Here is an 11,834-nt window from a genome sequence, read left to right as displayed (position 1 = left end):
ATGGCCATCACCATTCAAGTCAATGGATCAGCACGCAGCGCCGATGTGGATGGCGAGACACCCTTGCTCTGGGTACTGCGAGATGTCCTCGGCATGACCGGCACGAAATTCGGCTGCGGCGCGGCGCTTTGCGGTGCCTGCACCGTTCACATTGACGGGGTCGCCACGCGGTCCTGCATCACGCCGGTCGACAGCATCGGCAACTCGCAGGTCACGACGATCGAAGCTGTCGGCAAGATTGATGCCGGCGCAAAGATTCAAAAGGCGTGGCTCGAGCATGAGGTCGTGCAATGCGGCTACTGCCAGTCGGGACAGATCATGTCCGCTACTGCGCTCCTGACGAGCAATCCACATCCGACCGATACCGACATCGATGACGCCATGAGCGGCAATATCTGCCGTTGCGGCACCTACGTCCGCATCCGCGAGGCCATCAAGCTCGCCGCGCAATCGACAGCAAAGGGAGGTTGAACCATGACCCCCGATCGTACCGGTAAGACCCACACCGTGTTCTCGCGCCGGGGCTTCCTGGCCACGGCCGGAGCAGCGGGCGGCGGCTTGATGCTGAGCCTGAGCCTGCCTTTCGGCAGAAGCGACGCTGCCGCCAGCGACTTCGCTCCGAACGCGTTCATTCGCATTCAGCGTGACGGCCAGGTCGTTCTGACGATGCCCTATGTGGAGATGGGTCAAGGCACCTACACCTCTATTCCCATGCTGATTGCCGAAGAGCTCGAGGTGAACCTCAAGCAGGTGCGCCTGGAGCACGCACCACCCAACGAAAAGCTCTACGCCAATCCGTTGCTCGGTGTGCAGGCAACCGGTAATTCGAATGCAATACGCGGTGCATGGAAGCCGTTGCGCGAAGCGGGAGCCACCGCAAGGACCATGCTCATCGCCGCGGCAGCCGGCCGCTGGGGTGTCGATCCGAAGTCCTGCAGCGCGCAAGACGGTGAGGTGATTCACTCCCCGACAAAGCGCCACCTGAAATATGGCGAGATCGCAGCTGACGCAGCGAAGGTCCCCGTGCCGACCAGTGTCATGCTCAAGACGTCCGAAGCATTCAAGCTGATCGGCACTCCGGCCAAGCGTCTCGACGCAGCGGGAAAGGTCAACGGAACGGGCGTCTACGGCATCGACGCAAGACCGGACGGGGTCAAGTTTGCGACGCTGGCGCAATCGCCGACGTTCGGCGGCCGACTGAAGACTGTGGACGATGCGGCAGCCATGGCAGCCAAGGGCGTGCGCCAAATCGTGAGGCTCGACGACGCGGTTGCGGTCATAGCCGACCACATGGGAGCCGCCAAGAAAGGGCTGGAGGCGCTCAAGATTGAATGGGACGATGGTCCCCACGCCGGGCTCACGACTGAAGCGGTTGCGCGCGAGCTTGAGCAGGCGACGCTTGGTGCAGGCGCGGTCGCGCAGAATATCGGCGACTCGGAGGCCGCCCTGGCGGGCGCCGCGACCAGGATCGAGGCGAAGTACCAACTCCCGTTTCTGGCTCATGCCACGATGGAGCCGATGAATTGCACGGTTCATGTCAGCAAGGATGGATGTGAAATCTGGGTTGGTAGCCAGGCGGTCGCGCGTGTGCAAGCCGCCGCGGCGAAGACTGCCGGCCTGCCGCTCGAAAAAGTCATCGTTCACAATCATCTGATCGGTGGTGGCTTCGGCCGCCGGCTGGAGGCCGATGGCGTGATTCGTGCCGTTCAGATCGCGCAACAGGTGGATGGGCCTGTGAAGGTGGTTTGGACGCGCGAGGAAGACATCCAGCACGACATGTATCGGCCCTACTGGTTCGACCGGATCACCGCCGGGCTCGATCATCAAGGTAGGCCGGTAGCTTGGCGCCACCGCTTCGCAGGCTCCTCTGTGATTGCGCGCTGGTTACCTCCTGCCTTCCGGAATGGCCTCGATCCCGACTCGACTGAAGGCGCGATCGATCTCGTCTATGGGGTACCGAGCCTTCACGTCGAGTATGTCAGGGTAGAGCCGCCTGGCATTCCGACCGCGTTCTGGCGCAGTGTCGGTCCGTCGCATACGGTGTTCGTGGTCGAAAGCTTCATGGACGAGCTAGCAGCGGCGGCAAAACAGGATCCGGTCGCCTACCGCAAGGCTCTCCTAGACAAGTCTCCGCGCGCCAGGGCGGTGCTCGATCTCGCTGCCGAAAAGGCGGGCTGGGGACGGCCCTTACCTAAGGGAATGGGCCGCGGCGTCTCGGTGCAATCCGCCTTCGGTACCTACCTGGCGCAAGTTGCCGAAGTCGAGGTCTCGAAGGATGGAGCTGTGCGCGTACGGCGAGTCGTATGTGCCGTTGATTGCGGCACCGTCATCAACCCCGACACCATCGAGGCTCAGATCCAAGGCGGAATCGTCTTTGGCGCCACAGCCACGCTCTACGGCGAGGTCACGCTGAAGAACGGACGTGTCGAACAGACGAACTTCGACACTTATCAGATGCTGCGCATGAACGAAGCCCCAGCGGTCGAAGTTCATATCGTCAACAGCTCGGAGCCACCAGGAGGCGTGGGCGAGGCCGGCACCTCAGCGATCGTGCCGGCGATCAGCAATGCCATCTTCGCAGCAACCGGCAAGCGTCTGCGGAAAATGCCCGTTGATCGCGGTTTGCTGAAGCAACCAGGTTGAGGTGGGAGGGGAAATGATTCCACTATTGAGCGACGCAATCCAGGCCCATGGTGGCCTGGATCGCTGGAGGGCTCGGCGCAGCCTCGCTGCATCCATTGTAACCGGCGGCGAGCTGTGGGCATTGAAGGGCATCGATCAGGATCGAAGCCCGCGCACGATGCGGATCGATCTTCATCGCGAATGGGCTTCGGTCGAGCCTTTCGGGAAGGCGGGCCAGCGCACCGACTTCACTCCTGAGCGCATCGCGATCGAGGCAGAAGATGGACGAGTTATCGCCGAACGACGACATCCCCGCGCATCGTTTGCACGACACGATATGCGGACACATTGGGACCCACTGCACCGAGCCTACTTCAATGGATACGCGCTCTGGACCTACTTGACCACGCCCTTCCTGCTTGCAACGGACGGGTTCAAGGTCCGCGAGATCGATCCGTGGCGCGAGGGAATGGAGACGTGGCGAGGATTGAGGGCCATCTTCCCTCCGGAGATCGCGAGCCACGGCACCGAGCAGGACTTCTATTTCGGGCCGGACATGTTAGTCCGCCGGCACGATTATCGAGTGGAAATCGCGGGGGGGTTTGCAGCCGCCCAGTACATTTCTGATCCGGTCAGGGTCGATGGGATCAAGATGCCAACGAAGCGGCGTGCCTACCTGCGTGACGAAGATCTCGCGCCAGTGCTCGATACCCTCTTAGTATCGATCGACCTCTCCGACTTTCGCTTCAGCTGAACAGTTGGGTCAAAGGATGCCTCTTCCAGCAGGCGCCGAGCAGCTTTCAGGTCGTTGGTCTCAAAGCCTTCTGAAAAGCGAGCATAAGTCTCGGCAAGACCCTCCAACGGTCTCGCGACGCCTTGCTGGAGTCGAAGCCGGGCAAGAGACATCTCGGTTCGCAACTTCCAAGACAGCGCCCCCTGCTGTTCGGCCAGCGCAACCGAGGCGGCCAGGCTTGCTTCCGCTGCCCTGAGGTCCCCGCCGACGACTTCGAGCTCTCCGCGCAGGCGCAGAAGCTCGGGCGTGTCGAAGGTTTCCCCTTCCGTATCGACGCGTGCGATGGCCTGGCCGAGGATCTTCAGCCCTTCGGGCAGCTCGCCCGAGGCAGCCAATGCCTGGGATAACTCCCCCACAAAGGAGGAAGCATAGAGTTCATAACGATCCGCATGCAGGCGTGGTAGCACGGTCCGCAACAGCTCGATTCCCGGCTTCAATTCCCCTCGGGCGATCAGCGTCTGCGCACGAAAGCCGTCCGCGACGGCTTGATAGGGCGTCAGTCCATGCGCACGGGCATGAGCCGCCAGGCGACTGGCCATCGACTCGACCGCGGCCCAGTCACCTACCCACCCGAACACAGACGCGGACCAGCAAAGCGCAATGCTATGCATCACGGCGTCCCGCGGCGCTGCCGCGGCAATCAGCGGGCCAACGCAGTCCACCGCTCGGTCTGGAAAGCCGCGCAGCCACAAAACGCGTGCGAGCGGAATCTGCGGCGTTCTTGAGTAAGCGAAGTGGCCGGGCTGCGCCTCGCGAAGTGCCGTCTCGCCCGACACGCCTTCGTCCAGATGGAGCTGGGCGGCGGGTTGGTTGCCGATGAGATGGTAAGACACGCCGACCAGAGCCTTGGCCCCCGCGATCCCTGCGGTGTCGCCGATCGCTCGCGCGACCCGCTCAGCCTCGAGGGCAATCGGAAGCAGATGGCGGTACTGACCTGTTCGTCGATAGAACATGTTCAGCCGCGCCAGCAGCCTGAACTTGCTGAAATTGTCGCCCAGCGCTTCGGCGATATCCAGGCCGCGACGGAGCGCGGCTTCGGCCTGCTCGCCATTGCACTCGGTAAACATGAAGGCATGTCCGAGAGTCGCCTGAAGTTCGAGTTCCCACGCGCTGCCGCGGGTCTTGTCGTCGAGCATCGTCAGCGCGCGGCTAGACCAGAGCCGCCCCTCGTTTAGCAGATTGAGTTCGACGAACAATCTGGCGCAGGCGCCGGCCAGCGGCACACGCAGTTCGCCGCCGTCGTCGTTCGCGTAAGCCCAGCTCAGGGCCGCGCGAGCATCGGCAAGCAGCCCTGCGCGCTCCTGCGAACGGGCGACCTGATCGCCACCGCTCGATTCGGCCGTGGTCGTCTCAAGTGCGTGCTGAACATATTTGACATGTCGGCGGGCGATGCTCATTGCCTCACCTGCCTCGGCGAGCTTCTGCATGGCATAGGCGCGGGTGGTGTCCAGCAGGCGATAGCGGGTGGAAGCGCCTTCAAGCCGGGCCGAAACCAGTGACTTGGCGAGAAGCTGCTCAACCATTGCGACGACGCGATCCGCCTGTCCACCCTCCTCGCCCGCGACCGCCACCGCACCCTGCAGCGTGAACGGTCCGGCGAAAACGGCGAGACGCCGAAGTGTGGTCCGCTCGCTCTCGCTGATCAGACCGTAGCTCCAGTCCAGCGCCGCTCCGAGCGTCTGCTGCCGCGGAGGTGCTGTCCGCCGCCCGCGCCACTCCAACTTCAGCCGGCCGTCGAGCAGGCTTGCGATCTCCCGCAGCCCGTGCGCGCCAACCCGAACCGCGGCAAGTTCGATCGCCAGTGCGATGCCGTCGAGCTTGCCACAGATCTCGGCCAGAACATCTGCATCCTCGTCCAAAATGTCCGCACGATGCCCGGCCGCCGCCGCTCGTTCCACAAACAGGCGCGCCGCAGGATAGCTCAACACCTCACTTGCGCTCAGCCCGGCTCCTTGTGGGGGACCTTGGAGGGGAACGAGTTCAAAGATCTGCTCTCCCTGGACCAGCAATGATTCACGGCTAGTCGCCAGAAGGCTCACGCCGGGAGCCTGCTCGTAAATGCTCTCTGCAAGCCCTGCGACGGCCTCGATGACGTGCTCGCAACTGTCGAGGACGAGAAGCAGGCGCTTATCGCGCAAAAAATTGATGATGCTGTCGGTTGGATCGGCATGGTGCACGACGAGGCCCAGAGCCGATGCGACTGTGCTGGCGACGAGCGCGGCATCTTTTAGAGTGGCCAAATCGAGAAAACGCACCTGGCCCTCGAACGCCCTCCACATGTCGTGTGCCACCGCGACTGCGACTGTGGTTTTTCCGATACCGCCGGCTCCCCTGAGAGTGACGAAGCGCTTATCCAGCAACAAACTCGACAGTTCCTGCAGAATCTCCTCGCGCCCCACCATCCGCTCAAGACGGTGAGGCAGTGAAACCGGCGCCACTTGGTCAGGCGTGCTGGTCGCTAATAGGGAAGCTGGTATCGGTACCGGTACGCTTCGTTGCACAGGAGCAACAAAGCAATAGCCACGGCTCGGCACGTTCGTGATAAAGCGCGCGCCCGCCTTGCCGTCACCGAGCGCCTTGCGAAGTTCGGCGATGTGCACGCGCAAGCTGATTTCCTCGACAACAAGGCCGGGCCACGCGTGAGCCAGCAGTTCGCTCTTTGGGACGACGTCGCCGGCTCGGTCGACCAAAAGCCGGAGGATATCAAGCGCTCGGCTGCCCAGCTTAACCGGCACGCCATCCTTTTCGAGCAATCGCGTTCTGTTGTGGAGAGTGAACGGCCCAAAGGCGATAGCGTCCGGCGCATGAGACGTCCCGGCGGGGTTCATGCGCGAAGCATCTGGTGTTTCATGTCCCGTCACGCGCGACCACCTGCAGCGCCTTGATCAGCGGATGTCAGGAACACGCGACGACGGCCGCTCTCGTTCGAAACAGATTGCGACAAAATCCCGGCCATCTGAACCCATACGATCGCCAAAACTGCTCTCGAAAAAAACGCCGCGTCCCCCTTGAGAGCAAGCTTAGCCAACGAAGGGGCCTCTGGATATCCCAAATCTACGCGAAATGCGGCTGCGGCACGGCCCCACGCTGATCCATGCAACGCCGCTTAACAAGACGTAACAAGCTATTGGCCGCCTCCTGATCCATAGTCATAGGGCTAAGCGCAGGATTTTCCCGCAGACGCAGGCACCGTTCGATGAAGGAGAGCCCGATGATTACGTCACGAAAGTCCCAGATCATCGATCAACAGCGGCGCTCAATTCTGAGCAACGCCGCAAAGGGGATAGCGCTTGCCGGCGTCGCGAGCCTGTCCCTCTTTCCACCAGTCACTCAGAGCAGAGCCCTGAAATCCGACCTTTCCGCGTCCATTTTCCGGAAGAAGCTGTTCTCGATCTCCGCCGGCGCATCAACGCCACGCGATGGCCCGACGGGGAGACGGTAGACGATGGATCGCAGGGCGTACAACTCGCGGCATTGCAGGCGCTCATGCGCTATTGGGGCACGGATTACGACTGGCGAAAGGCCGAGGCCAGGCTCAACGCACTTCCGCAATTCATGACGAAGATCGATGGCGTGAACATTCACTTCATCCACATCCGCTCGGGTCTTCCGAATGCCCTGCCCCTGATCATGACTCACGGCTGGCCCGGTTCGGTATTCGAGCTGCTCAAGACTGTCGGCCCGCTCACCGATCCGACGACCTATGGTGGACGCCCGGAAGACGCTTTCGACCTCATCATGCCGTCGATTCCAGGCTTTGGCCTTTCCGGAAAGCCCACGTCCACTGGCTGGAATCCCGATCGGATCGGCCGAGCCTGGACAGAGCTGATGAAGCGCCTCGGTTACACTCACTACGTCGCCCAAGGCGGCGACTGGGGATCTCCCATTTCGAGCGCCATGGCGCGTCAGGGGCCTCCTGGACTGCTCGGCATCCACATCAACTTGCCGGCGACCATTCCATCCGAGGTGGCCGCCGCGCTCGCGGGCGGAGGACCCGCCCCACACGATTTTTCCGACAAAGAACGCGCGGCCTTCAACGCACTCAGCACCTTCAACGAGAAGTACAGGGCATATGCTGCCATCATGGGCACACGGCCGCAGACCATCGGCTACGCCCTGGCGGATTCTCCCGCTGGCCTTGCTGCCTGGATGTTCGATTATAACAATGGCGAGCCGCAGCGCTTGCTCGGCAAAGACGACATGCTGGATAACGTCACGCTGTATTGGCTGACGAATACCGCAACGGCATCGGCGCGCATCTACTGGGAGACAAGCGGCCAGAGTGTTCTTCTCTCGACCGCGCAGAAGACCGCGGACATCTCGATCCCTGTCGCGATCTCGGTCTTTCCGGTGGAGGTCTATCGGGCTCCGGAGACGTGGGCCCGGCGCGCCTATCGGAATCTGATCTACTTCAATGAGGTCGAGAAAGGCGGTCACTTTGCGGCATGGGAGGAGCCTGCGCTTTTTGCGGCCGAGCTTCGCGCCGCGTTCAGGTCGCTCCGGCCTGCACTTTAATCATTCGATGCAATTCAAACGACGAAAAAGGAGATTCACGTGAGAAAAATCACAGCGTTGACAGCAGCGGTACTGACCGTCGCCAGCGTGCTGACGCACACAGCCTCAGCGCAGCAGCCGGGTATCAAGCGCACAGACCTGCAGCGGCACGATCTCAGCGTACCAGGGCGCGAGGTGAACCAGGTGCTTGTCGAGTTTGGGCCGGGCATATCGTTTCCGAAGCACTCACATCCGGGCGAAGAGGTCGTTTACGTGGTCGACGGTTCGCTCGAATACGCGCTCGATGGCAGACCCCCGGTAACGCTGAGGGCCGGCGAAGCGCTCTTCATCCCGGCCGGAACGCCTCATGCAGTGAAAAACGTCGGCAGCGGCACCGCCGCCGAGCTCGCCACCTACATCGTCGAAAAGGGAAAACCGCTGCTCGTTCTGAGCCCGACAAGCCCCAAGTAAGCGGCCCAATGCATCATTATGTGAAATGAGCTACCCCGCAAGCGAGCGGTCGTTAAGCCCAACGTAGTGGTGAGAGATCCACCGCAGTGCAGATCAATTGCCGCGGGGTGCATGGTCGTCGCCGTGAGCGCGGGCGAGCGCACGTACAAGCTGATGCTTGGAAAACCCTGAAGGTCCAGGCAGTGCCCGCGCGAATGAGATACGCACGTCTCACCACCCGCAAAACTCGGACCAACAGCGCTTAGCAACACACAACAAGCACTTTTGCGCACGTTGCGCGAATGTGAGCTCGCTGGCGGAGCCCCGCTGGGGCGTTCTCGCCTAATAGAAGCTGGCCTGAAATTGAGGGGTGCGGCGGACGGGTCATCGACATTTCGCTAAGCGCCGCCTCCTAACAACGTCTCACAACTCGTAACGGGCGTTCTCTGCGAGGAGAAGCTAGTTCTTAAGCAGCCGAAAACCAGTCGGTTCTCTTGCTTGAAGGATCACGACCATGCACGGTACCATCCCCGCCAAACTCGCCGAAAAGCAACTAGTCGGATGGTTGAAGCGCGTCAGCAAGCGCGCAGCCCTCGTGGGAAGTGCCGCGCTGATCGGCACTGCCGCTGTCTGTTACAGCTGGTATTGGCTCACGGAGGGCCGGTTCATCGAAACGACAGATGACGCGTATGTCGGCGCCGAAGTGACAACGCTTGCCACGAAGGTCCCTGGCTTCGTGCAAACCGTTGCGGTCACGGACAACCAGCAGGTCAAGACTGGAGACCTTCTGATCAAGCTCGATGACCGAGACTACCGCGCTCAGCTCGATCGTGCAAATTCTAGCGTCGACGCGCAGAATGCGGCGCTTGCGAACCTCGATGCGACTGTCCGCTTGCAGCACGCGGCCATCGAACAGGCCAAGGCGGAGATCTCTGCGACGACAGCCGAGGTGGAGCGCGCCAAGTTCGACGCGGATCGCTATCGCACATTGTCTGACGGACAGAACGCCTCCCTGCAGCGGTTTCAGCAGGCGGATGCAGACTATAAGAAGGCCTTAGCGGCCGACTGGAAGGCGCATGCCGGTCTCGAAGCGACCGAGCGCAACCTGGACGTCATCGAGGCTCAGAAGCGGCAGGCGCGCGCCGCGCTTGGCCAGGCTCTCGCCGAACGCACTCTTGCGCAGATAAACGTCGGCTACACGGAAATCCGATCACCGATAGACGGAGTGATCGGCAACCGTGGCGCCCGGGTGGGCTCTTATGCCACCACCGGAGCGAGGCTGCTATCAGTCGTGCCGAACCAGGGTCTTTGGGTTGATGCCAATTTCAAAGAGAGCCAACTGGCCCAAATTCGTGAGGGCCAGCCTGTTACCATTGCACTCGACTTGCTGTCAGGCACTCATCTAAGAGGCCGGGTCGTGAGTGTGGCACCAGCCACTGGTGCCCAGTTCAGCGTGATCCCACCAGAAAACGCAACCGGCAACTTCACCAAGATCGTCCAGCGCGTGCCGGTGCGCATCGCGATCGACCAACACGATCAGGGGGTGAAGCTGCGGCCCGGACTTTCGGTCGTTGCGCGTGTCGACGGGCGCCCGCGGCGTGATTCCGAGGTGCTGCAATGAACACCGTCGCGACATTTGCGCAGGCGGCCCCCATCTCACCAATGGCGTCCCCCTTCGATCTTCCGACCGGCCACAAAGTGCTGGCGCTCGGAATCATGTGCGTCGGCTTTTTCATCGCCTATCTTGACATTCAAATTGTCGCCGCGTCGATCAAGGAAATCGGTGGTGGGCTCTCGGCCAGCCAAGATGAGGTGGGCTGGGTGCAAACATCCTATCTAATCGCCGAGATCATCGTGATTCCCCTGTCCGGCTGGCTCAGCCGCGTAATGTCAACCCGCTGGTTGTTCACTGCCTCTGCCGCGGGCTTCACCCTGGCGAGCCTGCTCTGCGCGTATGCCTGGGACATCCAATCAATGATCGTGTTCCGGGCGCTGCAGGGCTTTCTCGGTGGCTCGATGATCCCAATGGTGTTCACCTCCGCGTTGACCTTTTTCCAGGGTAAGCAGCGGGTGGTGGCCGCGTCCCTGGTCGGCGCTTTGGCCTCGCTCGCACCGACATTCGGCCCCGTCGTCGGAGGATGGATCACCGATAACTGGTCTTGGCACGGGCTCTTTTACATCAATGTCGCGCCGGGCCTGCTCGTGACGGTGCTGGTACCGGTCCTAGTCAAGATCGATCGGCCGGATCTGACGCTGCTCAGGGGTGCGGACTATCTCGGTATCGTGCTCATGGCACTATTCCTGGGATGCTTCGAATACGTTCTCGAAGAAGGACCGCGCTGGGACTGGTTCAGTGACGAAACCATTCGATATTGCGCCTGGATTTCACTGCTGGCCGGCGCAGGATTCGTCGTCCGCAGCCTGACCCACTCTCAGCCGGTGGTTGATCTCCGAGCCTTGAAGATCCGCAATTTCGCGCTCGGCAGCTGGTTCTCGTTCGTCACCGGTCTCGGAATCTTCAGCACGGTCTATCTTACTCCGCTGTTTCTCGGTCGCATCCGCGGCTTCGATGCCTGGCAGATCGGAACGGCATTGCTATCCGCCGGTGTGTTCCAGATCTTCGCAGTTGTCTTTTACAGCACAGTGGCCAACCGGATCGACCTTCGCTGGCTGATGATGTTTGGGCTGGCCTGCTTTGCTGTGGCGATGTGGCTGCTCGCATCCGTAACCCACGATTGGGGCTGGCGTGAACTGCTCATACCGCAGGCGTTTCGTGGCTTCGCCCAACAGTTCTGCGTCGCGCCGGTCGTGACGCTCACCTTGGGAAGCTTGCCGCCGGAGCGACTGAAATCTGCAAGCGGACTGTTTAACCTGATGCGTAATCTTGGCGGCGCGATCGGCATCGCCGCCTGCGGCACGGTCCTCAATGACCGGGCCAACCTGCACTTTCAACGAATTGCCGACCACCTGAGTGCCGTCAATTCGAACGTCACGGAATTGTTAAACTCTGCAATCGCTGCCTATAACCAAGCCTGGGGCGACCCAGTCCAGGCGCAAGCCGCCGCATTGAAGAACCTTTGGCTTCTGGCGTTTCGGGAAGCGCAGGTCCAGGCCTTCGCCGACGCGTACCTCGTCATCGCGGCGTGCTTCGCATTGGCTTTCGTCATGGTGCCGCTGATGCGTAAGGTCGCGCCGCCGAAGGGCCCGTCCCCAAGCGCGCATTGAGGCCTCACTGGCGAACCAGAACCGGTTGGCCTCGTCCGCCCACGCGGGAACGGACACTAACAACACTTCACAACGCATAACGAGCAATGGTCGTCTGATCGACGTAACTTTTGGTGGCGGCGAACCACAATAGGCAGAGGGCCAAACGAACATCGCCAAGCCGTCAAGATAGCGGTGTTGCTAGGCAGCTTGCATACGCAATAGGAGAGTGATCATGACAAACGGTCCGAAACAATTCGACTTACATCGC

At 61.5% G+C, this 11,834-nt stretch carries 7 protein-coding genes and 1 pseudogene; 7 read left to right on the top strand and 1 reads right to left on the bottom strand.

The window, feature by feature from the left end:
• The 3 genes from IVA98_RS16255 to IVA98_RS16245 are packed head-to-tail and all read left to right on the top strand — an operon-like array spanning nucleotide 1 to nucleotide 3,376.
• Complete coding sequence (locus IVA98_RS16255; protein WP_247295823.1) at nucleotides 1–471, top strand: (2Fe-2S)-binding protein; 471 nt, start codon at nucleotides 1–3, stop codon at nucleotides 469–471.
• A gap of 3 nt (nucleotides 472–474) precedes the next feature.
• Entirely contained in the window at nucleotides 475–2,643 is a 2,169-nt protein-coding gene (locus IVA98_RS16250; RefSeq protein WP_247295807.1) for a xanthine dehydrogenase family protein molybdopterin-binding subunit, read from the top strand.
• Nucleotides 2,644–2,656: 13 nt separating this feature from the next.
• A complete protein-coding gene (locus IVA98_RS16245) occupies nucleotides 2,657–3,376 on the top strand; it encodes a hypothetical protein (protein WP_247355198.1) in 720 nt (239 codons plus the stop codon).
• Here IVA98_RS16245 and IVA98_RS16240 read toward each other — a convergent pair.
• Entirely contained in the window at nucleotides 3,295–6,276 is a 2,982-nt protein-coding gene (locus IVA98_RS16240; RefSeq protein ID WP_346657721.1) for an ATP-binding protein, read from the bottom strand. The genes IVA98_RS16245 and IVA98_RS16240 overlap by 82 nt on opposite strands.
• Nucleotides 6,277–6,611: 335 nt before the next feature.
• Between IVA98_RS16240 and IVA98_RS16235 the strand changes: the two are divergent.
• From IVA98_RS16235 to IVA98_RS16220, 4 genes and pseudogenes are all read left to right on the top strand, one after another.
• Nucleotides 6,612–7,930: pseudogene (locus IVA98_RS16235) on the top strand (alpha/beta fold hydrolase).
• Nucleotides 7,931–7,969: 39 nt separating this feature from the next.
• The gene (locus IVA98_RS16230) at nucleotides 7,970–8,380 is read left to right on the top strand and encodes a cupin domain-containing protein (protein ID WP_247337021.1); all 411 of its coding nucleotides are present in this window, start codon (nucleotides 7,970–7,972) and stop codon (nucleotides 8,378–8,380) included.
• A gap of 493 nt (nucleotides 8,381–8,873) precedes the next feature.
• The gene (locus tag IVA98_RS16225) at nucleotides 8,874–9,980 is read left to right on the top strand and encodes an HlyD family secretion protein (protein ID WP_247355197.1); all 1,107 of its coding nucleotides are present in this window, start codon (nucleotides 8,874–8,876) and stop codon (nucleotides 9,978–9,980) included.
• Nucleotides 9,977–11,584, top strand: a complete 1,608-nt coding sequence (locus tag IVA98_RS16220; protein WP_247355196.1) for a DHA2 family efflux MFS transporter permease subunit — start codon at nucleotides 9,977–9,979, stop codon at nucleotides 11,582–11,584. Before IVA98_RS16225 ends, IVA98_RS16220 begins: the two co-directional genes overlap by 4 nt.
• Nucleotides 11,585–11,834: the final 250 nt, after the last annotated feature.

Origin of the sequence: Bradyrhizobium sp. 160 (assembly GCF_023073735.1) — a bacterium.
Taxonomy (GTDB): Bacteria; Pseudomonadota; Alphaproteobacteria; order Rhizobiales; family Xanthobacteraceae; genus Bradyrhizobium.
The sequence above is the reverse complement of the archived record's forward strand: the minus strand, read 5'-3'. Positions and strand labels throughout refer to the sequence as shown.